At 63.2% G+C, this 24,893-nt stretch carries 25 protein-coding genes; 15 read left to right on the top strand and 10 right to left on the bottom strand.

What is annotated here, in order from left to right:
* Positions 1–13: 13 nt before the first annotated feature.
* From NLY37_RS23735 to pmtA, 7 genes are all read left to right on the top strand, one after another.
* Complete coding sequence (locus tag NLY37_RS23735) at positions 14–1,075, top strand: LLM class flavin-dependent oxidoreductase (protein ID WP_023741321.1); 1,062 nt, start codon at positions 14–16, stop codon at positions 1,073–1,075.
* A gap of 109 nt (positions 1,076–1,184) precedes the next feature.
* Positions 1,185–2,354, top strand: coding sequence for an AI-2E family transporter (locus NLY37_RS23730; RefSeq protein WP_023741322.1), 1,170 nt, complete (start codon positions 1,185–1,187; stop codon positions 2,352–2,354).
* 82 nt (positions 2,355–2,436) lie between these two features.
* Complete coding sequence (locus tag NLY37_RS23725) at positions 2,437–2,640, top strand: arylamine N-acetyltransferase (RefSeq protein WP_023741323.1); 204 nt, start codon at positions 2,437–2,439, stop codon at positions 2,638–2,640.
* Between the two features lie 22 nt (positions 2,641–2,662).
* Positions 2,663–3,661, top strand: a complete 999-nt coding sequence (locus NLY37_RS23720) for an LLM class flavin-dependent oxidoreductase (RefSeq protein WP_023673201.1) — start codon at positions 2,663–2,665, stop codon at positions 3,659–3,661.
* Between the two features lie 371 nt (positions 3,662–4,032).
* The gene (gene dnaK / locus NLY37_RS23715; protein WP_023673200.1) at positions 4,033–5,949 is read left to right on the top strand and encodes a molecular chaperone DnaK; all 1,917 of its coding nucleotides are present in this window, start codon (positions 4,033–4,035) and stop codon (positions 5,947–5,949) included.
* Between the two features lie 219 nt (positions 5,950–6,168).
* Positions 6,169–7,299 (top strand): molecular chaperone DnaJ, encoded by a 1,131-nt coding sequence (gene dnaJ / locus NLY37_RS23710; RefSeq protein WP_023681322.1) that lies wholly within the window; start codon positions 6,169–6,171, stop codon positions 7,297–7,299.
* Between the two features lie 117 nt (positions 7,300–7,416).
* A complete protein-coding gene (gene pmtA / locus NLY37_RS23705; RefSeq protein ID WP_023741324.1) occupies positions 7,417–8,022 on the top strand; it encodes a phospholipid N-methyltransferase PmtA in 606 nt (201 codons plus the stop codon).
* 95 nt (positions 8,023–8,117) lie between these two features.
* Here the strand turns inward: pmtA and NLY37_RS30820 are convergent, their stop codons facing one another.
* Positions 8,118–8,411 carry a LysR substrate-binding domain-containing protein gene (locus NLY37_RS30820; protein ID WP_353621651.1) on the bottom strand — a complete coding sequence of 98 codons (294 nt, stop codon included), beginning with the start codon at positions 8,409–8,411 and terminating at the stop codon, positions 8,118–8,120.
* On the opposite strand from NLY37_RS30820, the gene NLY37_RS23700 reads away from it, so the two are divergent.
* The 4 genes from NLY37_RS23700 (at position 8,363) to NLY37_RS23685 (ending at position 10,562) form a co-directional block, all read left to right on the top strand.
* Positions 8,363–8,833, top strand: a complete 471-nt coding sequence (locus NLY37_RS23700; protein ID WP_084558927.1) for a LysE family translocator — start codon at positions 8,363–8,365, stop codon at positions 8,831–8,833. The two genes, NLY37_RS30820 and NLY37_RS23700, sit on opposite strands and share 49 nt — an antisense overlap.
* A gap of 121 nt (positions 8,834–8,954) precedes the next feature.
* Positions 8,955–9,551, top strand: coding sequence for an NADPH-dependent FMN reductase (locus NLY37_RS23695; RefSeq protein WP_023741327.1), 597 nt, complete (start codon positions 8,955–8,957; stop codon positions 9,549–9,551).
* Complete coding sequence (gene pyrF, locus NLY37_RS23690) at positions 9,548–10,261, top strand: orotidine-5'-phosphate decarboxylase (RefSeq protein ID WP_023741328.1); 714 nt, start codon at positions 9,548–9,550, stop codon at positions 10,259–10,261. Before NLY37_RS23695 ends, pyrF begins: the two co-directional genes overlap by 4 nt.
* A 13-nt stretch (positions 10,262–10,274) precedes the next feature.
* The gene (locus NLY37_RS23685; protein WP_023741329.1) at positions 10,275–10,562 is read left to right on the top strand and encodes a DUF1330 domain-containing protein; all 288 of its coding nucleotides are present in this window, start codon (positions 10,275–10,277) and stop codon (positions 10,560–10,562) included.
* An 18-nt stretch (positions 10,563–10,580) separates the two neighbouring features.
* Here NLY37_RS23685 and NLY37_RS23680 read toward each other — a convergent pair whose 3' ends face one another.
* From NLY37_RS23680 to NLY37_RS23645, 8 genes are all read right to left on the bottom strand, one after another.
* Positions 10,581–11,684: a low temperature requirement protein A gene (locus NLY37_RS23680; RefSeq protein ID WP_245270833.1), complete on the bottom strand. Its 1,104-nt coding sequence runs from the start codon at positions 11,682–11,684 to the stop codon at positions 10,581–10,583.
* Between the two features lie 241 nt (positions 11,685–11,925).
* Positions 11,926–12,987, bottom strand: coding sequence for a D-alanine--D-alanine ligase family protein (locus tag NLY37_RS23675; protein WP_023703813.1), 1,062 nt, complete (start codon positions 12,985–12,987; stop codon positions 11,926–11,928).
* A gap of 103 nt (positions 12,988–13,090) precedes the next feature.
* Entirely contained in the window at positions 13,091–13,966 is an 876-nt protein-coding gene (locus NLY37_RS23670) for an SMP-30/gluconolactonase/LRE family protein (RefSeq protein ID WP_033003011.1), read from the bottom strand.
* A complete protein-coding gene (locus NLY37_RS23665) occupies positions 13,966–14,607 on the bottom strand; it encodes a 2-dehydro-3-deoxy-6-phosphogalactonate aldolase (protein ID WP_023741331.1) in 642 nt (213 codons plus the stop codon). The genes NLY37_RS23670 and NLY37_RS23665 overlap by 1 nt, the downstream gene beginning before the upstream one ends.
* A 22-nt stretch (positions 14,608–14,629) precedes the next feature.
* Positions 14,630–15,574 (bottom strand): 2-dehydro-3-deoxygalactonokinase, encoded by a 945-nt coding sequence (locus tag NLY37_RS23660; protein WP_031246042.1) that lies wholly within the window; start codon positions 15,572–15,574, stop codon positions 14,630–14,632.
* 5 nt (positions 15,575–15,579) lie between these two features.
* Entirely contained in the window at positions 15,580–16,347 is a 768-nt protein-coding gene (locus NLY37_RS23655) for an SDR family NAD(P)-dependent oxidoreductase (protein ID WP_023741333.1), read from the bottom strand.
* Positions 16,348–16,516: 169 nt separating this feature from the next.
* On the bottom strand, positions 16,517–17,866 hold the full coding sequence (locus NLY37_RS23650) for a putative bifunctional diguanylate cyclase/phosphodiesterase (RefSeq protein WP_023681311.1): 1,350 nt from the start codon (positions 17,864–17,866) through the stop codon (positions 16,517–16,519).
* Positions 17,867–17,966: 100 nt separating this feature from the next.
* On the bottom strand, positions 17,967–19,766 hold the full coding sequence (locus NLY37_RS23645; RefSeq protein ID WP_023741334.1) for a hypothetical protein: 1,800 nt from the start codon (positions 19,764–19,766) through the stop codon (positions 17,967–17,969).
* Between the two features lie 124 nt (positions 19,767–19,890).
* Between NLY37_RS23645 and NLY37_RS23640 the strand changes: the two genes are divergently transcribed.
* The 3 genes from NLY37_RS23640 to gshB all read left to right on the top strand — a co-directional run bounded on the left by NLY37_RS23640 (position 19,891) and on the right by gshB (position 22,363).
* On the top strand, positions 19,891–20,895 hold the full coding sequence (locus NLY37_RS23640; protein ID WP_023741335.1) for a glycosyltransferase: 1,005 nt from the start codon (positions 19,891–19,893) through the stop codon (positions 20,893–20,895).
* A 4-nt stretch (positions 20,896–20,899) separates the two neighbouring features.
* Positions 20,900–21,274, top strand: coding sequence for a GtrA family protein (locus NLY37_RS23635; RefSeq protein ID WP_023741336.1), 375 nt, complete (start codon positions 20,900–20,902; stop codon positions 21,272–21,274).
* 135 nt (positions 21,275–21,409) lie between these two features.
* Positions 21,410–22,363, top strand: coding sequence for a glutathione synthase (gene gshB, locus NLY37_RS23630; RefSeq protein ID WP_023741337.1), 954 nt, complete (start codon positions 21,410–21,412; stop codon positions 22,361–22,363).
* A gap of 92 nt (positions 22,364–22,455) precedes the next feature.
* On the opposite strand, the gene NLY37_RS23625 is transcribed toward gshB, so the two are convergent.
* On the bottom strand, positions 22,456–23,529 hold the full coding sequence (locus tag NLY37_RS23625; protein WP_023741338.1) for a glycosyltransferase family 2 protein: 1,074 nt from the start codon (positions 23,527–23,529) through the stop codon (positions 22,456–22,458).
* Positions 23,530–23,713: 184 nt separating this feature from the next.
* Here NLY37_RS23625 and NLY37_RS23620 point away from each other — a divergent pair, with 184 nt between their 5' ends.
* The gene (locus NLY37_RS23620) at positions 23,714–24,778 is read left to right on the top strand and encodes a glycosyltransferase (protein ID WP_156933909.1); all 1,065 of its coding nucleotides are present in this window, start codon (positions 23,714–23,716) and stop codon (positions 24,776–24,778) included.
* The last annotated feature ends 115 nt before the right edge of the window (positions 24,779–24,893 follow it).

The raw sequence follows: 24,893 nt of genomic DNA, 5'->3' as shown, positions 1-24,893 counted from the left end.
TGGATGACATGCCATGGAACTCGGTCTCTACACTTTCGCCGACGTCAGCCCGGAGCCCGGCCCCGGCGCGATCGGCCCGCATCAGCGGCTGCGCAATCTGATCGAGGAGGTCGAGCTGGCTGACCAGGTTGGCCTCGACGTCTTTGGTCTGGGCGAACATCACCGCCCCGACTATGCCGCGTCCGCGCCGGTGGTGGCGCTGGCCGCTGCCGCCGAACGCACCAAGCGCATCAAGCTGACCAGCGCGGTCACCGTGCTGTCCTCCGACGATCCGGTTCGCGTCTTCCAGCAGTTCGCAACGCTCGACCTTTTGTCGGGCGGCCGGGCCGAGATCATGGCCGGGCGCGGTTCGTTCATCGAATCCTTCCCGCTGTTCGGCTACAATCTCGAGGACTATGACGAGCTGTTCGCCGAAAAGCTCGATTTGCTGCTGGCCATACGCGGCGGCGTCAAAGTTACCTGGTCCGGCAATCTGCGCGCGCCGATCAACGACCGCGGCGTCTATCCGCGGCCGCTGCAGGACAAATTGCCGATCTGGATCGCAATAGGTGGAACGCCGCAATCTGCGGCGCGCGCGGGCGTGCTCGGTCTGCCGCTGGCACTGGCCATCATCGGCGGCGAGCCGGCGCGGTTTGCACCGCTGTTCGACATTTATCGCGATGCCGCAAGGCGGGCCGGTACCGACCCCTCGGGCCTTGCCACCAGCATCAATGTGCACGGCTTCATCGCCGGCACCACTGAACAGGCGGCCGACGATTTCTATGGCCCGCAGGCCGAAGTGATGAACCGCATCGGCCGCGAGCGCGGCTGGGGCCCGACCTCGCGGGCGCATTTCGATCAGTCGCGTGGTCCGAACGGCGCGCTGTTCGTCGGCGATCCGGAGCAGGTGGCGGAAAAGATCGTCGCCCAGCACAAGATCTTCAACAATGACCGCTTCCTGCTGCAGATGGCGATCGGCGCCATGCCGCACGCCAAGATCATGAAGGCGATCGAACTGTACGGCACCAAGGTGGCGCCGATCGTACGCAAGGAGACCGCCAAGCCCGGCGTCGCCGTCGCAGCGCCAGCCGCCTGAGCGACGGGCGGCCCGGATTGAGGCCTTGCCGGCTAACGGAACCTTGGGCTTGCAGAGGCGTTTCCGTCAGGGGAAAGCACCAATTGCGGTGCGCCGCTGAGGGAAAATCATGAAAGCCGAACCCGCCGCTTTGGGTGCTGGCCTTGCCGAGACCGAAGAGGCGAGAGTTGTGGCGCGTGCCGACACGCATCTGATGCGTTCGCTGCTCATCGGGATCTTCCTGTTCATGGCCATCTACGCGCTGTATTTCGCGCGTGCTTTCTTCATGCCGGTCATCCTCGCCTTCCTGCTGACGCTGACGCTGACACCAATCGTGCGCTTCCTGCGCAAGCGCGGCATTCCGGAAGTGGTTTCGGCGACAATGTTGGTCGTGCTGTCGATCTGCGTCTTCGGCGTTGCCGGCTATCTGCTCAGCGGCCCGGTCATCGACCTTCTCAACAACACCTCGTCGATCGGCCAACAACTTACCGAACGGCTGGCGCAATTGCGGCGTCCGCTCGAGAGGATCATGCAGATCTCGCATCAGATTGAACAGATGACGGAGACCTCGCAGGAGCCGGGCATCCAGAAGGTGGCGATGGCGCAGTCCGGCGTCCTGTCGGCCGCCGCCAGCAACGTCCTGTCGGCGGGGACAAGCCTGACCATCATCTTCGTGCTGTCGCTGTTCCTGCTGGCGTCGGGCACGATGTTCTATGAGAAGATCATCCAGTCCTTCGCCAGCCTCAGCGAGAAGAAGCGGGCCTTGCGCGTCGTCTATGACGTCGAGCGCGAAATCTCGCATTATCTGCTCACCGTCACCGTCATCAATGCCGGTCTCGGCGCGGTTATCGGCCTTGGCCTGTGGGCGCTCGGCATGCCCAACCCGCTGGTCTGGGGAACGATGGCGGCGCTACTCAACTTCCTACCCTATGTCGGCGCGCTGATCACCATCGTGCTGGTCAGCGTCATTGCGATGATCAGCTTCGACTCGATCACCTACGCGCTTTTGGCGCCGGGCTTCGTGCTTTTGTGCGACATCGCCGAAGGCCAGTTCGTTACGCCGATGGTTGTCGGCCGACGCCTCGAGATCAACGCCGTGGCGATCTTCATCGCCATCGCCTTCTGGTCCTGGCTTTGGGGCTTTGTCGGCGCGCTGATGGCGGTGCCGCTGCTGGTCGTCGTCAAAGTGTTCTGCGATCATTTCGATGGCCTCAGCCATGTCGGCAATTTTCTCGCCGCACAGCAGACGGCCGTGGTGGAGGAGGAAGCGGCCGAAGAGAACGGAAAGGCCGCGCCATAAGCTTGCCGCGCCTGTCCGTCATCTCGCATTTGTTGTCTTCAGGCGGAGTGCCTATATCGAGCCGGTCAAGCCGGACCCTGCGATGAACGATGCCTCCTTCGACCTCGACGCCTATTTCGACCGCATCGGCTATCGCGGCCCGATCGATGCTCCGCTCGGCACGCTGAGCGCGTCGCATCGCCAGCGTCCGCAGGCGATCCCGTTCGAGAATATGGACCCGTTGCTTGGCACCAGCTCGACATCGTCATTCCCGACCGCGCCTTCGAAACCAGGGTCAGGCAGTTGAACATCGTAAAGGCTTGAGGCCCATGACCGCACTTTCCGTTCTCGACCTGTCGCCGATCGTCGAAGGCAGCGACGCCTCGCAATCGCTGGCAAATTCGCTCGACCTGGCCCGCCATGCCGAGCGGCTCGGCTACAGGCGCTACTGGCTGGCCGAGCACCACAACATGCCGGGCATCGCCAGCGCGGCGACCGCCGTGGTCATCGCCCATGTCGCCGGCGGCACCAAGACCATCCGCGTCGGCGCCGGTGGCATCATGCTGCCCAACCATGCGCCGCTGGTGATTGCCGAGCAGTTCGGCACGCTGGCGGCACTGCACCCCGGCCGCATCGACCTCGGCCTCGGCCGCGCGCCCGGCACCGATATGGGAACAGCGCGCGCGCTGCGCCGCAATCTCGAGGCGTCAGACAATTTCCCCCAGGATGTCGTCGAGCTGATGGGCTATTTCCAGCCGGCCGCGGAAGGCCAGCGTATCCACGCCGTGCCCGGCGAAGGCCAGAAGGTGCCGGTCTGGATCCTCGGTTCCAGCCTCTATGGCGCGCAGCTCGCCGCCATGCTCGGCCTGCCCTATGCGTTTGCCTCGCATTTCGCGCCGGCCGAACTCGACCATGCGCTGGAGATCTACCGTTCGCGCTTCCAGCCTTCGGAACAGCTGGACAAGCCCTATGTCATGCTCGGCCTCAACGTTTTCGCCGCACCGACCGATGGAGAGGCCAAACTGCTGTTCACCTCGTTGCAGCAGGCCTTCGTCAATCTGCGCACCGGGCGGGCCGGCCGCCTGCCGCCGCCGGTCGAGGGCTATGACCAGACGCTCGAGCCGATGGCAAAAACCATGATTTCGCAGGCGCTGTCCTGCGCCGTCGTCGGCTCTCCCGAAACGGTCCGGCAAGGCATAGACGCGTTCGTGCGCCGCACCGGCGCAGACGAGCTGATGGTGACCGCGCAGATCTTCGACCATGCGGCACGCGTGCGCTCGTTCGAAATCCTGGCCGAGGCGCATAAATCGCTGTCGCAGGCCGCGTGACGCTTTTGCCTGTGTCTGCTGTGGGCAGGCGCCTTCCTCAGCCAGGAGCCGCCTCTCTCACGCATAGGTGACGTTTTCTTGTGGTTTCGAAGCCCTGACTGGGCGCTTCGCCGGGGGATCGCGCAGATCCTGGGGTTTTGAGCGCGGTTTGAGCACATCCGGGCCGCCGGGCGGCTGTTCAAAGGCGCCAAGCGCGGCACGGTGGATGCCATGCGCAGAATGCTTGCGCCCGATGCCGCCTGTTCTTATATACGCGCCAAGCCGCCCAGTGCCGGAATGCCGGTTGCCGGAGCGGAATTTCTTGTGAACAGGGGCTTTCGTCGGAACGCCTTACGGGTCCTGAGAGCCTGCTTAGCGGAGAGACTAGAAAAATGGCAAAAGTAATCGGTATCGATCTCGGCACCACCAACTCCTGCATCGCCATCATGGATGGCAAGGAGCCCAAGGTCATTGAAAATGCGGAAGGCGCGCGCACGACGCCTTCCATCGTCGCCATCTCGGGCGACGGCGAACGTCTCGTCGGCCAGCCGGCCAAGCGCCAGGCGGTCACCAATCCTGAAAACACCATCTTCGCGGTCAAGCGCCTGATCGGCCGCCGCTATGACGACCCGGTGACGGAGAAGGACAAGAAGCTTGTCCCCTACAAGATCGTCAAGGGCGACAATGGCGATGCCTGGGTCGAGGCCGGCGGCAAGAAGCAGTCGCCCAGCCAGATCTCGGCCATGATCCTGCAGAAGATGAAGGAAACGGCGGAGGCCTATCTCGGCGAGAAGGTCGAGAAGGCGGTCATCACCGTTCCGGCCTATTTCAATGACGCCCAGCGCCAGGCCACCAAGGACGCCGGCAAGATCGCCGGCCTTGAGGTGCTGCGCATCATCAACGAGCCGACGGCTGCAGCACTTGCCTACGGCCTCGACAAGAAGGATGGCAAGACCATTGCCGTCTATGACCTTGGCGGCGGCACGTTCGACATTTCGGTGCTCGAAATCGGCGACGGCGTGTTCGAAGTGAAGTCGACCAATGGCGACACCTTCCTCGGCGGCGAGGATTTCGACATGCGTCTCGTCGAATATTTGGCGGCCGAGTTCAAGAAGGAACAGGGCATCGACCTGAAGAACGACAAGCTTGCGCTGCAGCGCCTCAAGGAGGCGGCTGAAAAGGCCAAGATCGAGCTGTCGTCCACGACGCAGACCGAAATCAACCTGCCCTTCATCACCGCCGACGCGACCGGCCCCAAGCACCTGACGCTGAAGCTGACCCGCGCCAAGTTCGAGCAGTTGGTCGACGATCTCGTCCAGCGCACCATCGAGCCCTGCAAGGCGGCGCTCAAGGATGCCGGGCTGAAGGCTGGCGAGATCGACGAAGTGGTCCTGGTCGGCGGCATGACCCGCATGCCCAAGATCCAGGAGATCGTGAAGCAGTTCTTCGGCAAGGAGCCGCACAAGGGCGTCAACCCGGATGAAGTCGTCGCACTCGGCGCCGCCATCCAGGCCGGCGTGCTGCAGGGCGACGTGAAGGACGTGCTGCTGCTCGACGTGACGCCGCTGTCGCTCGGCATCGAGACGCTGGGTGGCGTGTTTACCCGCCTGATCGAACGCAACACGACGATCCCGACCAAGAAGAGCCAGGTGTTCTCGACCGCTGAAGACAGTCAGTCGGCCGTGACCATCCGCGTCTTCCAGGGCGAGCGTGAAATGGCCGCCGACAACAAGGCGCTCGGCCAGTTCGACCTGGTCGGCATTCCGCCGGCGCCGCGCGGCGTGCCGCAGATCGAGGTCACTTTCGACATCGACGCCAACGGCATCGTCAACGTTTCGGCCAAGGACAAGGGCACCGGCAAGGAGCACCAGATCCGCATCCAGGCCTCTGGTGGCCTTTCGGACGCCGACATCGAGAAGATGGTCAAGGACGCCGAAGCCAATGCCGAGACCGACAAGCAGCGGCGTGCTTTGGTCGAGGCCCGCAACCAGGCCGAGGCGCTGGTGCACTCGTCCGAGAAATCGCTGAAGGAATATGGCGACAAGGTTTCGGAAACCGAGCGCACGGCGATATCGGAGGCTATCACGGCGCTGAAGGCTGCTGCCGAAGGCGACGATGCCGCCGACATCGAGGCCAAGTCGCAGACGCTTGCCGAAGCATCCATGAAGCTCGGCCAGGCCATGTACGAAGCTTCGCAGAAGGAAGCGGCGGAAGCCGACGCCAAGGCGGACGCGGCCAAGGATAGCGACGTGGTCGACGCCGATTTCGAGGAAATCGACGAAAACGACGAGAAGAAGAAGTCGGCCTGACCGGTTGACGGCAAATAAAGCGGAAAGCCCGGCGCAAAGCCGGGCTTTTTTGCAACCCTCGCTGAAAAAGTGCGGGCCTTGCCGAAAAAGTCACTGAAAAACACAGGCACAAGCGCGCCGGCCCTAGCATCCGGGCAGCACCGCTCCTAAATCGAGACAACGTGCCGGCAAACGACGCAACATGCATCAAGACGTTGAGCATCCGGACTGCGGGAAAAGATGAAAGCTGATTTCTACGAGACGCTGGGCGTGCAGAAGGGCGCCGACGAGAAGGAGCTCAAGAGCGCTTTCCGCAAGCTGGCCATGCAGTTCCATCCCGACCGCAATCCCGGCGATCACTCATGCGAGCACAAGTTCAAGGAAATCAACGAAGCCTACGAAACGCTGAAGGACCCGCAGAAGCGCGCGGCCTATGACCGTTTCGGTCACGCCGCCTTCGAGCAGGGCGGCATGAATGGCGGCGCGCAAGGTTTTGGCGCCGGCGGCTTCGCCGACATTTTCGAGGATATTTTCGGCGACATGATGGGCGGGCGCCAGCGCCGCTCGTCGGGCGGCCGCGAACGCGGCGCCGATTTGCGCTACAATATGGAAATCACGCTGGAAGAAGCGTTTGCCGGCAAGACCGCGCAAATCCGCGTGCCGGCCTCGATCTCATGCACGGAATGCTCCGGGACCGGCGCCAAGCCCGGCACCCAGCCGGTGACCTGCTCGATGTGCCATGGCCACGGCAAGGTACGAGCGACGCAAGGCTTCTTCTCGATCGAGCGTACCTGCCCGCAATGCCAAGGCCGCGGCCAGACGATCAAGGACCCGTGCCCGAAATGCGCCGGCCAAGGCCGCGTCACCGAGGAACGCTCGCTGTCGGTCAATATCCCGGCCGGCATTGAGGACGGCACCCGCATCCGGCTTGCCAATGAGGGCGAGGCGGGCCTGCGCGGCGGCCCATCGGGCGACCTCTATATTTTTCTGGCGGTGAAGCCGCATGAATTCTTCCAGCGCGACGGCGCCGATCTCTACTGCAAGGTGCCGATATCGATGACGACGGCCGCCCTTGGCGGCTCGTTCGAGGTGACGACGCTGGACGGCAGTCAGACCAAGGTGAAAGTGACCGAAGGCACGCAGAACGGCCGCCAGTTCCGCCTCAAGGGCAAGGGCATGCCGGTGCTGCGCCAGCCCAATGTCGGGGACCTCTATATCCAGACCGCGGTCGAAACGCCGCAAAATCTGTCGCGCCGCCAGCGCGAGTTGCTGGAAGAGTTCGAGCAGCTGTCGTCGAAGGACAATTCGCCCCAGTCGAGCGGCTTTTTCGCCCGCATGAAGGACTTTTTTGAATCCTTCGGCGAGCACTGAACCCAAACTAAGGCCGCCACGCTTCCCGAACGTCATCAACATCTTATGCCAGATCGCGCCTTGCCTTGGACCTGTTAGCTGCTAAGTAGCGTTCGGGGAGTGTTGAGGAGAACTTGCATGGCACGTGGTCCGGGATTGCGGAAGGCGCTGGCGGAAAAGTTCGACGACGAACTCAAATTCTTCAAAGGCTGGATCGACAAGCCGAAGTCGGTCGGTTCGATCGTGCCGACAAGCTCCGTCACCGCCCGCAAGATGGCTTCCATCGTCAATTCGAAGTCTGGCCTGCCGGTGCTTGAAGTCGGCCCCGGCACAGGCGTCATCACCCGTGCAATCCTCGCCCAGGGCGTTAAGCCCGAAAACCTCTACGCGGTCGAATATTCCACCGATTTCGTGCGCCATCTGCGCCAGCTCTATCCCGGCGTCAACGTCATCGAGGGTGATGCCTTCAATCTCAACGCCACGCTTGGCGAGAAGAGCGGGATGGTTTTCGATTCCGTCGTCTCCGGCGTGCCGCTGCTCAATTTCCCGGTCGCACAGCGGATCGCCTATATTGAAAGCCTGCTAGACCGCATCCCGGTTGGACGGCCGATCGTGCAACTGACCTATGGGCCGTTGTCGCCGATCCCGCCCGGCCGCGGCAATTACACGGTCAAGCATTTCGACTTCATCTTCCGCAACATCCCGCCGACGCAGCTGTGGATCTACCGGCGCGAAGCGCATTAGCTGGTATTGGGGGCGGGAGAAGTCTCTGGCGCCTTGTAGAGGATCGCCGTCTCCCGAAGGAAGCTCGATTGAGGGTCGATCCACATCCTTGACTGTTATCCGCCTCGCAAACTCGTGGCGACCTCTCTGATCGCCGCGCACATGGCCCGCACGGCCGTTGCTTCGGCGCTGCTGGAGAACAGAAGCAGCAGAGGCCGACGCGCACGCGGCTCAAGAGGACGCCTCGCAACGGTTCGCTGCCAATCGGCCGGAAACGCCAGGCCTGGCGCAATCGACAAACCGCGCCCGGCCCCCACCAGAGCAAGCAGCGCCGCCATATCGCTCGCCGACAGGATGACAACTGGCGCAACGCCAAAATCCTGGAACATTCGGCAAGCATTGGTCCGCAGCCGCCGCTCGACATGATGAATGGCTGGCCGCCGTCCGGATCGCCGGTGCCGTGTATCTCGGTTACCTGGGCAGCAAGATCCTTTTGTCGGCTTGGCAGGCGCGGCAACCGCTGGCCGTCAGTGGCGCAGAGACCACGGCTCCCTGGCGAAGCGGCTTCGTTGTCGGAATTACAAATCCGAAGACGGCCGCCTTCTTCGCGAGCCTGTTCATATCGGTATTGCCGATGCAGGCTCCGATCTGGGTCCAGGCAGTGTCGCTGGCCATAATCGGGCTGGTCGCGATGGCGTGGTTTGGGCTTGTCGCGCTAATGTTCTCCACAAGAAGGGTTCGGTCGGTATATGGCAGCGTCCGCAGGCCGATAGATGCCTTGCTCGGAGTTGCACTCATCGCGCTGAGTGCAAGAATTGCGGTCACCCACTAGCAATAGCCCAGCTGCTCGGCACAGCCTTCACGCGCTTGCCCCCCGATCGTTTCCGTTTTTTGAGCCAGTGCGTTGATTTGCGCGGCCTCTGGCTGTACCTGTCCGGGAACAAGAGTGGCCAATGGCTGTGATCACGAAAATCCTCGTCTTCGCCGGCTCGGTGCGCAGCGGCGCCTTCAGCGGCAGGACCGCCGATGTGGCGCAGAAGGAGCTGGCCATGCAAGGCGCCGAGGTGACGCGCATTTCGCTGGCCGACTATCCGCTGCCGATCATCGACGAGGACCTCGAAAAGGAAAAAGGCGTTCCCGACAACGCCGTGAAGCTCGGCCGGCTGATCGCCGCCCATGACGGGCTACTGATCGCGACGCCGGAATATAATGGCTCGATCCCGCCACTGCTCAAGAACACGATCGACTGGGTAAGCCGGGTGCGCCTCGATGGCGGCTGGCCGGTGAGGCCATTTGTCGGCAAGGTCGCCGGCCTGTGCTCGTCTTCGAACGGACATTTCGCCGGGATCCGCTGCATCAACCATCTGCGCGCCGTGCTGGTGCGCTGCCAGCTGGAGATGGTGACGCCGGAATGCTCGGTATCCGATGGCGGCAGTGCCTTCGACGGCGACGGCAATTTCAGGGATGATAGACTGACCAAATCGATGGAGCACCTATGCCGCACGCTGATCGAAACCTCGCGCATGCTATCGACCCGGACCGGGGCATGATTTCCACAGCCATGCAGGCCCATACCATGAGAGACAGGCTGATCGTCGGCCTCGACGTGCCGACGGTGAAAGAGGCCGAACAGGCGGTGCAGGAGCTCGACGGCGTCGTCTCCTTCTACAAGATCGGCTATCAGCTGGCCTTCGCCGGCGGGCTCGACTTCGCCAGGGAGTTGGCCAGCGGCGGCACGAAAATCTTCCTCGACATGAAGCTGCTCGACATCGACCACACCGTGGCGAAGGGTGTCGAGAACATCGTGCGCATGGGCATGACCATGCTGACCATCCACGCCTATCCCAAGGCGATGCGAGCCGCGGTGGAGGCCGCCAGGGGCAGCGACCTCTGCCTGCTGGCGGTCAGCGTGCTGACCTCGATGGACGAGCAGGACGTGATCGACGCCGGCTATGAATACGACCCGCACACGCTGGTGCTGAGACGCGCCGAACAGGCGCTGCATGCCGGCATGGGCGGCGTCGTCTGCTCGGCCGAGGAGGCGGAAGCGGTGCGCCGCATCGTCGGACCCGACCTGGCGGTGGTGACACCGGGGATACGGCCCAAGGGCAGCGACCATGGCGACCAGAAACGCGTGGTGACGCCCGGCCAGGCGATCCGCAACGGCTCCAGCCATCTCGTGGTCGGCAGGCCGATCGTGGCGGCAAGCGACAGGCGCGCGGCTGCCGAATCCATACTGGAAGAGATGCGCGCCGCGTAGCGAGGAGAAGAAAATGCCCAAGGGATACTGGATAGCCCGCGTCGATGTGCGCGATGCTGAAGGCTACAAGGACTATGTCGCTGCCGCCAAGCTCGCTTTCGACCGTTTCGACGTGAAGTTCCTGGCCCGTGGCGGTGAGCATGAAAAGGCCGAGGGGCCTGGCCGCGCCCGCAATGTCATTATCGAGTTCGAATCGCTGGCGATGGCGCATGACTGCTACCACTCGCCGGAGTACCAGCGCGCCGTCGCCATCCGTCAGAAAGTGGCCGATGGCGAGATCGTGCTGGTCGAGGGTATCTGACGCGCGAAGCTGCTCTGCTCAGTGCGGCGCTTCCTCCTGCGCCAGCACCTCCAGTTGATGGCGGTGCCCCGACAGCTCATAGCCGACAACAGTGACGGCCGGCGCTAGCGTGAGTAAGATGAGGCAGACCGCCATGTCAACGTCGGCAATGGCGGCGATGATGCCAAGTGCGACGACCGCAGCCGTTCCCGCCAGCAGCCAGACGTGGAGAGGATCGAAGCGCTGGACGAGATAATAATACAGCGCATAGATCGCCCCCAGGAACACGCCTAGCGGAATGGCGACTGACAGCAGGGTCGCTACCGGGCCGTTATGGGTCTTGTGCTCGATGAAATAGGCCGCGACATGCAGCCCGGCGCCGGTGGCGACGATGGCAGCGACGATCACCATCTGGCCATAGCCCCAGACGAAGGAACGGCTGCGGTGCTGGTGCAGCACCGTCCCCGAGGGCAGCATGTAATAGACCCACCACATGCCGAAGGTGAGACCCATTCCGGCAATGCCGATCAAGGCGGCATCGAGGTTCCAGCCCTGCTCCTCGACCACGGCCGACAGCGTCGCCAGCGTGCCGATCACCCCTTCGCCCAGCGCGATAATGGCGAACAGGCTGTAGCGCTCGGCGACGTGATGCGCGTGCCAGGGCGTGCCGCCATCCCGGCGTTCGGCGATGACCGGTCCGGCAAGCTCGATGAGAAGCAGGACCGCGCCGAAAGCCAGGCTCGTCGCCAGCGAGAAATCGACCAGGATCTGCACCACCCAGCCGATCTGGGCGATCGCGATGGCGATGGCATAGGTGAGACAGGCACGCCGCCGCCCAAGGTCCTGCCGCGCCGCGCGCAGCCATTGAAAGATCATGGCGACGCGCATGATGACGCAGCCCAGCACCATGACCGAATTGTTGAGGTGTTCGCCATGCTCGATCGAGGCGAACATGCGCGGCAGGCCGATGGCCAGCACCAGCACGCCGATCATCTGCACCATGGTGACGAGGCGGAAGATCCAATCGTCGGTGTCATAGGCGGAGGAAAACCAGGAGAAATTGATCCACGCCCAGCAGATGGCGAAGCTGGCAAAGCCGAAGCCGATCAGCGCCGCCGCGTAGTGGCCCTCGGCCAAAGGCATGCGCCAGTTGCGACGAGGCAAGGCTGAAGGCGGTGACGAAGGTCAGATCGAACAGCAGCTCGAGCGGCGTGGCGACGCGATGCGCCTCATGCGGATCGCGCCCGGTCATGCGCCTTATGTGATGATGGAGGGAGCTTGCTGGTGTGCTCATAGCGCGGCCTTGCCTGATGACTGTCCCGCGACACTAAAGGTGGAGCAAAAGCCGTCAAGGCGCGGTAGGTCGCGCTGGTCCCTCGACCGTTCAGATCGCCTGTCGGTTCAGTCGGTTCGCCGCCGTCTCGGCAACCGCATCGGCCAGCGTCATGCCCCATTGCATCAGGCAATAGGCGCGGAAATCGAAGCAGGGCAGGCCGGGACAGACCTCGAACTCGATGAGGTGGACATGGTCGTTAGCCTCGACCCTGAAATCGAGGGAAAACACGTCTCGCAGGCCGAGCCCGCTGACCAGCCGCTCGGCGATGCGGCGGATGGTTGCCGCGGCTGCCGGCTGGGTGTCGGCAACCGCCTCCAGCACCGGCTCGCTGTATAGTCCAGCCGCCTTGGCGGCCTCGCCGGTGTCGCCGTAAAGCGCCATCGAGTCCGCCATGGTCTGGAAATCGCCGCCGGAGTCGACGAATGCAACGCCGAGCGCTTCCGCCCCGGCATCCGTTTGCAGCCCAAGGAAGCTGGCGCGGACATTGCGACCGCCGACATAGGGCTGGACGACGACATCGTCGCGATAAGCGGCATAGACCCGCCGGCTAAGCTCCAGCGCATGGGCCAGGTCGTTGCAGCGTGAATCCGGCCAGATGCCTACCTTGGAGCCGAGCCGGTTCGGCTTGACGAACCAGCCGGCTTCCGAAGCTGGCGGGTCGGCCAGCCAGCGGCCGTCGCGGGCCAGGCCTGCCTGCGGCGCCGGCAGGCCGAGCGCGCAAAGCACGGCGCCGGAACGGAACTTGTCCTGGCAAAGCGCGAACAGCGCATCGTCGGCTCCGATGGTTCTAAGCCCATTCAGCCTGGCAAGTGCGGGCGCTGCAGCACCGCGGAAATAGGCAATGCCGTCGGTCAGCGTCCAGACCAGCGTGGTTGCGGGATCGGCCTTCGCCAGCGCGCTTGCCGCATCGTCGAGTGCAACCGGCATAAAGGCGAGGCCGCGCTTTTCACAAGCGGTCGCCAGTTGATCGAACTCAGGAGCGAGATCGGTCGACTGCGCCAGATAAGACGAGATTTCCAAGGCGCGCTCGGCGGGAAAGCCGTCGGCGACCAGCCTGTCGAAACAGGCCTTTTCCGGCTCGTGGACGAGGATCAAGGTCGGGCGCGGCATGGGTCAAAGCTTCTCGGTGATGCAGCCACACCATCGCACGGCCAATGCGATCGGCTTGCGCGAAATCGACCCGCGCCCGCCGCCTGCACGACAACCGGTACGCTCAGGCGATGACCACGCGCGGCTCGAAGCGGCCGTTGACGGGGATGTCGAGCAGGAAGGTCATGCCGGCCGGTGGGTCGAGCTTGCGCTGCTTGTCGTCCTTGCCTTTCCAGGCCGAGGTCACCGCCAGCCGATCGGCCTTGGCGCCGACAAAGGCCGGGCACGAGGACTGCCCCGCCGGCACGGCAATTTCGCGCAACAATGTGCCGTCCGGCGCATAAGCCTTCACTGCCTTGCCGCCCCAGACCGCGTTCCACAGCACGCCGTCACGGTCGACAACCGAGCCGTCGACATAGCCCCGCGACGAGCGATGGTCGACGAACACTTTGGACTCGCCGATCGGCAGACCCGTCGCCGGATCGCAGGCGACGCGCATCAACAGGCCGGTCGAGGTATCGGTGTAGTAGGCGATCGTTCCATCCTGCGAGAAACAGATCGAGTTCGACACGGTGATGCCGGTGTAAAGCGTGCGCAATTCTCCCTTGAAGAACCAGTAGATGGCGCCCGCGCCCTTCTCCTCACCCTTGCCCATCGTGCCGACCCAGAAGGCGCCACAAGGGTGGACGCGCGAATCGTTGGAGCGGGTCAGCGCATTGTCGGCCTCGATAGGCGTATGCAGCGTCAGCTTGCCGGTCGAGACGTCGCGGACATGCAGGCCGGTCTCGGTGGCGATGAGCTGGCGATTGTCGTCGATAATGGCGATGGCGCTGGCCATCTGGCCGAGCTCATGGACCTTCCGCGCGCTGGACGTGACACCCTGCTCCAGCAAAAGCCCGTTGACGATGTCGAACCAGAACAGCGTGTCGGTGGCGGGATCGTAGCTCGGCCCCTCGCCGAGTTCACAGACATGGTCCGAAAAAACCGAAACCTTGTCCATCATGCCGCTCCGCCGAAGGCCGCATCCCAGGCCGTCACCGCCGCCTGCGCGCGCGAGGCCACCTCGTCGACGCTCATGCCGGGTTTGAACAGGCTGGAGCCAAGACCAAAAGCAGTCACCCCAGCGGCTTTGTAGCCGGCAAAGTCTTTGTCGGAAACGCCGCCGACGGCGCCGACCACGGTATCGGCCGGCAGCACGGCCCGCATCGCCGAAATGCCGCTAGGCCCGAGCACGCTTGCCGGGAAGAATTTGAGCGCCGAAGCCCCAAGCCTAATCGCCTGAAAAGCTTCGGTGGGGGTGAACACGCCTGGCATCGTCACCATGCCATGGTGCATGGCGCGGGCCATGACTTCGGCATCGATGTTGGGGCTGACCAGCAGCCTCCCGCCGGCCTTGGCCAGGGCGTCGACATCGGCTGAAGTCAGCACCGTGCCGGCGCCGACCAGCGTTGTCTTGGGCACTGCGGTGACAATGCTGGCGATCGATGAAAACGGCTCCGGCGAATTGAGCGGCACCTCGATGGCTTCGATGCCGGCGTCAAACAGCGCCTGGCAGATGGCAACCGCCTCGCTGGGTTTGAGGCCGCGCAGAATGGCGATAAGACCACGCTTGAGCTTCGGGAAGGGGGCGGTCTGGGTCACGCTGTCACTCCACTCTGGTGAGTCATTTGGCGATCATGCCATTTTCCCGCGCTGCCTCGATAAGGCCGGCACGCACCGCCTCGTCGGCGTCGACTGTCCTGACGGCAAGCCCTGCAAGGTCGAGCGCCTGGCGGTAGAGGGCTGCTAGCGACCCCGAGGCGACCAGCACGATTGCGGTGGTGCTTTCGCCATAGCGGCGGCCCGCCGAGGCGATCTCGCCGCCGATCAGCAGGCCGGACAGGCAAGCGGCGGCATCGTCGGCCTTGAGGTCCTGCAGCAGGCCGGCGGCGCGGATCGAGAACAGCCGCGAGGTGACATCGCCGCCCTCGGCCAAAGCCTTGCGGCACCATTCCTGGAAGAACGGATTGTCCGGAATGACCGGCTTCGGGCTCTCGCCCAGCGAATGGCGCAGGATCGAGTGAGTGGCCAGCACCGAAAACAGCTCGCCGGTCGGCCAGGTGCAGAAGCCGTCGACCGCGCCGTCTTCGACCAGAACCCATTTCGAATGGGTGCCGGGCATGCAGACGAGATGGCGACCTTTTGCCGGCAAACCGGCGCCGGCAAGCTGGGTTTCCTCGCCGCGCATTACGTCCGGCGCATCTTCCAGGCGCTGCGCCAGGCCAGGCACGATGCGGATGTCGCGGCGCTGGCCGGGAATGCGGGCGGCCCCCGCGAGGATGGCACTGAGCGGCGCCGGCACGGTGACGTAAGGCGCTTCCAGCCAACCCTGGCGCGAGCCGGCCATGCCGCAGATGATGACCGGCAGTGTGTCAGGTGCGCCGAGCGCCGCCAGATGGCCCTCGAGGATGGTCGAAAAGCCTTTTTGCTGCGCGGTGATCAACCCATCATCGCCGCGACGCTCGGCAAGCACCCCGCCCGCCTCGTCGACCAGCCAGACCCGCATGCGGGTCGTGCCCCAGTCGACGGTGGCGACTGCTGGCGTGCCTTTTGCCGGATTTTGATTCACCGGGCTCACAGGAAACCCCCGTCGACGATCAACATCTGCGCCGTCAGCATACGCGAGGCGTCGGAGGCCAGGAACAGCACCGTGCCGACGATGTCGTCGGGCTGCATGACCTGCTTGATGCATTGCTTGGCGACATGGGCGGCGAGCCTCTCCTCGGTGACCCAGAGTTCCCTTTGCCGGTCGGTGATCACCCAGCCCGGCGCAACGGCGTTGACGCGAATGCCGTCGACGCCGAGCTTGCCGGCCAGCCCCTTGGTGAGGCCCAGAATGCCGGCCTTGGCGGCGGTGTAGGCCGGCATATCAGGATGGTTGATCAGATAGGAGGTCGAGGTGAAGTTGATGATCGACCCGCCGCCGGCCCGCTTCATGCCCGGCGCCACCGCCTGTGCGGTGAAGAAATGCGGGCGCAGATTGACGGCGAGATTGTTGTCCCAGAACTCGACGGTAACGTCGGCGACGTCGTGGCGTTCGTCCCATGCGGCATTGTTGACCAGCACGGTGACGTCGCCATGCGCCTCAGCCGCTTTGGCGGCCGAAGCGCGCAACGCCTCGACGTCACGCAAATCGGTCTTGAGGTAGAGCGGTCGCCGGCCAAGTTCTTTTTCGACGCGGTCGGCAAGCAGCGTGCTTGGGCCATCGGCGATGTCGATGAAGGCGACATGGGCGCCTTGGCGAACGAAGCCCTCGGTCAGTGCCGCACCAATTCCGGAACCGCCGCCGGTGATCAGCACCGAGGCTCCCCTGAGGTCGGCAAAATCGGCCGATGGCATCATATCTTCATCTCCCGGTCCGGTCGGCGCGCATCCTATCCAGCCAAGTCCGGGGAGCAAGGGCGAAAACGGCGATTTGATTGGCTTATGTCAGACAAAAGGCCGCAAGATGGCGGCCACAGTCGATCTTGGCTCGCGCCGCTGACCTGCTCGACGCAGGCCAGACCGCCGGTCAGACTGCCTTGGCGTAGAGGGCGCCGCGGTAGGAATCGCGGAGGTAGCCGAGCGTGGCGTCGGCATCGACCGGTTTGCCGAAGAGATAGCCCTGTCCGCCGGCGCAGCCGAACTGGACGAGGCGGTCGGCCTGCGCCTCCTCCTCGATGCCTTCGGCGACGACATCCATGCCGAGCCCTTCGCACATGGCCAGAATGGCGCGGATGATGTGTTCCGACGGGCGGTCGTCGAGGATCGAGGAGACGAAGGCGCGGTCGATCTTGAGCTTGTCGAAATGGAATTCGCGCAAGCGGCCGAGCGAGGACTGGCCGGTGCCGAAATCGTCGAGCGAGACTCGGATGCCGACGCGACGCAGGTCCTCGACGATCTTCTCGGCCGAGGCCGGATCGTTCATCAGGCCGGTTTCGGTGATCTCGATCTCCAGCCGTCGCGGATCGAAGCCGGTGCGGTCGAGGATCGACAATATGTGCAGGCCGGTGTTCTGGTCGACGAGCTGCGAGGGCGACAGGTTGAAGGACAGGAACAGGTCCTTCGGCCAGCTGCGCGCCGCTTCGGTCGCCTTGCGCAGCACCAGCTGCGATAGCGGACCGATGATGCCGCGCTCTTCGGCGATCGGGATGAACACGGTCGGCGGCACCACGCCGAGGTCGCGATCGGTCCAGCGCGCCAGCGTCTCGAAGCCGATGGTGCGGCGGGTGGTCAAATCGACGATGGGCTGGAAATGCGGTTCGACCTCACCGGCCGAGACGGCACGGCGCAGCGCCTGTTCGATGCGGGTGACGCGCTTGGCCGCCTCTTCCATTTCGCGGGTGTAGACGACGACGCGGCCACGGCCCGAACGCTTGGCGTGGTAGAGCGCCGTTTCGGCCTTGTTGACGAGGATTTCCGTGGTTTCGTCGCCGGAATAAAACAGCGAGCAGCCGACCGAGGCCGAAAGCCTGGCGGTGCGTTCGCCGACATCGTAGGGCGCCGACAGGATTTCGATCATCATGCGCGACTTCTCGGCCGCCGCCTCCTCCGAGAACACCATCGGGTAGAGGAAGGCGAATTCGTCGGCACCGATGCGGCAGACGGTGGAGTGGCTGTCCATCGAGGCGCGCAGCCGCATCGCCACCTGGATCAATATGTCGTCGCCGGCCTTGTGGCCGAACAGATCGTTGATCGGCTTGAAGCCGTCGAGGTCGAGAATGCCGACCGTGAACGGCGCGGGATCGTCTGCACGGTCGCTGATCAGGCGATCGACCTTGTCGAAGAAGCGGCGATGGTTGCCAAGCCCGGTCAGCGCATCGGTGAACGCCAGATCCGAGTTTTCCCTGCTTGCCTGCCCGGTGCCAAACGTCGTTTGCATCGGTATCCCTGTTTGTGACGCCCGAAATTTAGGCTGAGACTGGCAGCAAAGCGTTTAGGAAGCGTATCGCGAAATCGATTTTTCGCTGGCGAATGATGCTTTAGCGGACGCGGTAGAGTTCGACCGGGGTTCCGCGCGTTTCGGCCACCGGTTCGAGCCAATCGGGGACGCTTCCCTGCATCAGCCTGGCCAGGAAGCCTTGCGGCGCCTTGGCGGCAAGCATCTTGCTTTCGGCGCTGCCGCGGCAGAGCGCCATCAGGCCGACGTGGTGAGCCGCCGCGATCATCCTCGCCTGGTCCGCCGATCCGAGGAAGGCATCGAGCGCAAGCAGGTCGCCGGCGATGTTGCGATGATAGGGGCCGGCAAAGACGCGGTGCCCGGAATAGGCCAGGATGGGCGAGCCGAGATTGGAAATGGCAAGCACCGTGGTGTCCGGCAGCCGGGCCAACGCCGCGAAGGAGGCCTTGCGCTCGCAGGACGGATCGCTGTCGGTGTCCCGTGCCTCGACCGAGACCTTGTTGGCCTCGAATACGCTCGACGTCGCGGCGGCAGCACCGGCCCAGACGGCATTCACCGACACCACCCAGACCGCCGCCATGCGCAGCGATACGCTGCGCGCAGGGCTGATCCTCGCCCGTTCGCGCCAGCTTGCGATCCAGGCCGACAGCGGGATGGCGGCAGAGGCGATCGAGAATGTCGAGCCGCGGACCTGCCAGGCGCTGACGATGAAGGCGCCGACCAGCAAGGCGCCGACGAGGCTGTCCTGGCGGCGCCATGGTCCGCGCAGGCGAAGCGCCATCAGCGCGATCGCCACCAGCGGCGTGACATAGCGCGCCGCCAGCGAGGCCGGCTCATTGACGGCAATACTGAACAGCGACTGCGCCTCGTCGATGTGATCGAGCCACAATTCCTTGAGGCGCGGATCGAGGTTTGCGTAGGGAGCCGCAAGGCATTGCGGAAACAGCGCCACGACGACGGCGCCCAGCCCAAGCGCGAGCAGGGTAAGCGAGATCAGGCGGCGGCTGGCCGTGCCATTGGACACCGTGAGCGACGTCACGGCGGCAAGGCCCAGTCCGGCGATTGCCGCCACCACGAACTGCACAGCCGAGAAGGCATCGCACTGCGGCTGGCCCATGGCCGATGGCGGGATGGTGGTGACGAAGACCAGGGCTGAAACCCCGGCAAAGCCGAGACCGAAATCCCTGGCGATCCGGCGTTCGCCGCCGGGATCGACGACGAACAGCAAAGCGATGCAGGCGCCGATGGTGGCAACATAGGGCGCGGTTTCCATGCCGACGGCCAGCGTCAGGGCCGCACACAGCCCGGAAATCAGCGCCGCCCAGCGACGCGCCGGCGCCTCGAGCAGCAGGCTGAGGCTGGCCATGGTCAGCGTCAGCTGGACATTGTGATGATCGAGCGCACCCGGCAAGAAAATGCCGATGAAATGCAGCGCCGCCGCGCCGATGACGATAGCGGGCAGCACGGCGCCGACGCCGGCGAAGCTGCGTGCCGCACGGGCTGTAAAAAACACCGCCAGGCAAAACAGCAGCGACGGCCACAGCACCTGTGCGATCGCTTCGGCCATGGCCATGCTGCGGGTCAGCGCCGAGGCGGCGAGGATGATGACGGCGAGCGGTGCGTCGACCAGCCGCGACCAGTGCATGACGAAACCGCCTTCCGGCCCCATCCTGTACTGATGCAGGTCGAACCAGCCCTGGCCGGCCAGCATGTCGCGAACCTCGACCAGCCGCAGCAGGCTGTCATTGTCGCCGCCGGCATTGCTCAATTCGCGAAAGCCCGTGGCGGCATTGACCGCCAGCACCACCAGCATGGCAAGCAACGCCAGCGTCATATCGGACTTCCAGGAGGAAGCACCCGCCTTGGCTGCGTTCATCATCATGACCTTCGTCGGAAAGACTGCGGCCTTAAACCTAGCCTTAACAGCTTCAATAAATAGTAAAGTCGCCTGAGCGAGGCCGCATATGAGCGCGGCCGGAGGCTCCGCCGGGCGTCGGGAGACGGAAATGCCGCACGAAGTCCGCCATGAGCCGGCCATTGCCGTGCTCCTGCCTTGTTACAATGAGGAACTGACCATCGCCGAGGTGGTGCGGCGCTTTCGCGAGACGCTGCCGTCGGCCGAGATCTATGTCTATGACAACAATTCCAGGGATTTGACCGCGCTCAAGGCGCGCGCAGCGGGCGCCATCGTCGTCCGCGAGCCGCGCCAGGGCAAGGGCAATGTCGTGCGGCGCATGTTCGCCGACATCGATGCGGACATCTATCTGATGGCCGATGGCGACGGCACCTATGCGCCGGAAGATGCCTCGCTGCTGATCAACATCCTGCAGACCGAGCGCTGCGACATGGTGGTAGGCACCAGGCGCGGCGTCACCGACGATGCCGGCCGTTCCGGCCATGCCTTCGGCAACCGCATCTTCAACAGCCTCTACAAGTGGCTGTTCGGCGCCGACTTCACCGACATCTTCTCCGGCTACCGCGTCTTCTCGAGGCGCTTCGTCAAGAGCTTTCCCGCCGTTTCCGGCGGCTTCGAGATCGAGACCGAAATGTCGGTGCATGCCTCGCAGCTCAAACTGCCGGTGAGCGAGATCGCGCTCGATTATGGCCGCCGGCCTGAGGGATCGTCGTCGAAGCTGTCGACCTATCGCGACGGCGCCAGGATCCTGTGGATGTTCGCCATGCTGATGAAGGAAACGCAGCCGCTGCGCTTCTTCGGCGCCTTCGCGATTTTCGTCCTGGCGTCGAGCCTTGCCCTGATGACGCCGGTGCTGATCGAATTCGCCCAGACCGGCCTCGTGCCGCGCATGCCGACCTGGGTGCTGTCAGTCGGCCTGCTGCTGCTCTCGATGCTTGCGATGGTGACCGGACTGATCCTCGATTCGGTATCGCGCGGACGCGCCGAGCAGAAACGCATTTTCTATCTCTCGGTTCCGTCGGGCCGGGTCGAACGGCGCGAACGCACTGGTGAAATCCCGAAGGCCGAACCGGGCAAGACGCCCCGGGCCGCCTGAGGCCGTGAGCCGGCTCGCCCGCTTCGTCCTTGCCGGTGGCGTTGGTTTCGTCGCCGATGCCGCCGCACTCTGGCTGCTTTTGGCGGTGACGCCGCTCGGTCCCTTCGTCGCCCGCGTGCTGTCGATCGGCTTTGCGCTCTGCGTCACCTGGCAGATCAACCGGCACCTGACCTTCTCACCATCGAGCCGCGGCGTGGCTAGCGAGGGTGCGCGCTATGGCGGCGTCGGCATCGCCACCAGCATCGTCAACTATCTCGTCTACTGCGCCATCCTGTTCGCGCTGCCGGCAATGCCGCCGCTGGCAGCACTTGCCGTCGCCTCGCTGTTCGCCATGGCGCTGTCCTTCCTCGGTTACTCCCGGCTGGTCTTCGACCGTTAGGGGGTCTGGGCCAAGCAAGCGCGATTGGCAGAAGCCGCCAAGTTCCGTATATCGGCGACTTGCCTTGCCGCAATTCCGGACGGAAAACCGCTACGCACTTTTCCTGGACTTGCTCGACCCGCTGGAGACCAGAAGATGACCCTGAAGATCGCCGTCCAGATGGACCATGTCTCCACCGTCTCGATCGCCGGCGACACGTCGTTTGCGCTGTCGCTGGAGGCGCAGCGGCGCGGGCACCAATTGTTCCACTATACGCCGGACCGGCTGTCGATGCTGGGCGGCAAGGTGTTTGCCCGCATCGAGGAGATGAAGCTCCGCGACGAGAAGGGCAATCATTTTTCGCTGGGCGACAAGGTGCGCACCGACCTGTCGGAGATGGATGTGATCCTGCTGCGCCAGGATCCGCCCTTCGACATGAACTACATCACCACGACGCATATTCTGGAGCGCATTCACCCGAAGACATTGGTCGTCAACGACCCGGCCTGGGTGCGCAACAGCCCGGAAAAGATCTTCGTCACCGAATTCCCCGATCTGATGCCCGAAACGCTGATCACCAAGGATCCCCAGGAGGTCGCGGCCTTCCGCAAGGAATTCGGCGACATCATCGTCAAGCCGCTCTATGGCAATGGCGGCGCCGGCATCTTCCATCTCAAGGAAGACGATCGCAACCTCGCCTCACTGCTCGAAATGTTCGCCCAGCTGTCACGCGAGCCGTATATCGTCCAGCGCTATCTGAAGGATGTGCGCAAGGGCGACAAGCGCATCATCCTGATCGACGGCGAGGCGGTCGGCGCCATCAACCGCGTGCCGGCCGACCACGATTCTCGCTCCAACATGCATGTCGGCGGCCGCGCCGAAAAGACTGAGCTGACGGAGCGCGAACGCGAGATTTGCGCCCGCATCGGCCCGTCGCTGAAAGAGCGCGGCTTCATCCTGGTCGGCATCGACGTGATCGGCGACTACATGACCGAGATCAACGTGACCTCGCCAACCGGCGTGCGCGAAGTGCAACGCTTTGGTGGCGCGGATATCGCCAGCCTGTTCTGGGACGCGGTAGAGGCGAAGCGGCGGAATTTGGCCGCGTAGTGTGCGTTGCTACGGAGGACTTTGGTGGGTCCAGAGAAGCATCGAAAGATGCTCTTTATCGGGTGAGACTGCCGAGCAAGCGGCTCATCAAATCAAACTATGTCCCGGAAGCGCCGAGGCCTCAGTTTCGGAGGAAGGAGACCGATAAGCCTGGTCTGCAATTTTCGCTGTGGTGTTGCCCAGTCTTTCAGCAGAAAACCCGCATCGGAGTTCTTTTCCAGCAATGCAAAAGCCGCAGACAGTCCGATCAGGTCGACCAAGGTCCTGCGCATTGAGTGGCGGGAGATTAAATGCGCCAGTCCCGGCGCCACTTCGCACCAACGATTGGCCAGTGCCCGCCGTATCGCTATTTCAGTATCAGGCGACATCCTGCCGAGGCCAACTCCGGTACCCAGGATGCGCCCGTCCGCCCAGCCATTGCCGCCGTGAAGCCGATAACTGCCAAGAGCCCGCCCAATCCTCACGGTTCCGCCGATCATATGGGCGGCACGAGCCATATAACCATCGGCACATATCTTTATTTCGTCCGGATCGGATGGACGCATGATTTCAAGCGGAGCTCGACGAAACATCATCCCCGATGTGGTTGACCAAAACCAACCCACGGTACCCCGATCAATAAATAATAATGTCGGGTCAGCTTCGGTGTCGACATGCAGGTAGCCGCTCATTTTCGGCATCGATCGCGGGTCATTCAGGTGGAATACGGGATGACCGCCCGCAAGCAGGTTGCCGGCCGTATCTATCACCACCTCATCGGAGCTCGACATTGCCGCGATACGGGTGTGGCTGAGATGCGCTCTCACATGGCATTCTATGAAGTCAGGATGCCAAGCATCGTCACCGTCAAGAAACGAGATCAGGGGCCCGGCTGTCGCGTCAAGCCCGGTCATCATTGTTGCCAACTGCCCGCCATTTTGCAGTCGGGGCAGAAAGCGGAAACGACTGTCGCCAAGCTGGGACAGACACTCTTCAATCCTTCGGCGGGAACCGTCAGTCGAAAAATCATCGACCACCACGCACTCGAACGCAGTGTACGTCTGCGCCGCTACGGATCGGATCGCAGTGTCGATGAATGCCTCTTGATTGAAACAGCCTACGCAAACGGATACGGTTGGTAGCGCGATGTGAGAACCAGCCCCGCTTGGGACGATGTTTTCTTTCAAGAGGCGCTTCTCCGTACACCAGATTTGATCGCCTGAGATATTCCGTCGATCAACTGGCGATGTTTCTTTGCCAAATTTCTCTCTGTCGAAGCGAGTTTTGCCCCGCACTCAAGATCGCAATTGCCGCATGTTGACCCTACAGCACGGGTATCGCCCTCCTACCAAATTCGAGATTGTCAGAGCCATGCTGCGTCATGGCCACAAGCTCAGAAAAGGGCACCCTTCCGCGAAGTCGCAACCTGCTCTTCAGGCCAGTATGCTGTCGAACGATCCGTTCATATCCTATTCGGGAATGTCCGGTACGCCGCTCGGATTAGCAAGTCATATGCCTTTTCTTCCACGCGGCCACCGCGCCTGGTTTCTCATCTCGCCAACCTGGTCCATCGAAAACAGTGCTAGCGTCAAAACCATCCGGACCTATGCCGTTCTGCATAGACTCAAGAACCCCCGTCACGCGCTAATCTTCCTATCCAACACTCAGTCAGAGGCTGATCTGTTGAACCAGTCCGGCGAGGCCGCCGTCCTGCACAACAAGACGTCAACAACCTCCGAACACATATTCAGGCCTCTCGATGACGTCCCTGTAGAATTTGATGCAATCTACAATGCGCAGCTGGCTCCGTGGAAGCGCCATGACTTGTCGCTTGGCATCCAGCGTTGCGCATTTGTCTTCTATCGAGATTCAAGCGGATCCTCCACGACGGAGTCGGAAAGAGCGCGAATAAATCGGCATAGGGAGCTCGCGCCGCATCACGTCTTTATCAACGAGTTTGACGGCACCGGCAAGCCGGTCCGATTGGCACCGGCTCAGGTGAACACGCATCTAAATCGTGCAGCCGTGGGAATCTGTCTCTCTCACCTGGAAGGACCAATGTTCGCCAGCACGGAATATCTTCTCGCGGGCCTTCCAGTGGTCACGACGCCGAACCATGGCGGCCGAGACCTTTATCTGGATGACGACTATTCGCTCACAGTTCCACCCGATCCTCGATCCATCGCGGAGGCTGTCTTAGCGCTGAAGGAGCGACGAATTCCCCGGGATTACATTCGTTCGCAAACTTTGAAACGAATCGAACGAGACCGCGGGCGGTTCATAGACCTTGTAAACGAGATTTTTCTGGAGAGCGGCTCTTCGCGCCGGATCGCCATGCCTTGGCCTTTCCGATATCCTGTCATGGAGTGGCTTCCACCGCAGGTCGCGATCGATCGATCGCTTTCAGGTTCGGTCGATGCCTTCATCACCGCTTAGAAGCAACACCCTCAGATTGCCGAAGGGCCTAGTCGCCCTTGTTAAACGCGGTCGAGGAGGCGGAGCAGCCGTTCCATTTTGCTTAACCATCTTCCGTTTTTGCAACCGGCACAGC

This window comes from Mesorhizobium sp. C395A (genome assembly GCF_030323205.1).
Classification (GTDB): Bacteria; Pseudomonadota; Alphaproteobacteria; order Rhizobiales; family Rhizobiaceae; genus Mesorhizobium.
Note: the sequence above shows the minus strand (reverse complement) of the source record. Positions and strands in the feature narration are given on the sequence as shown.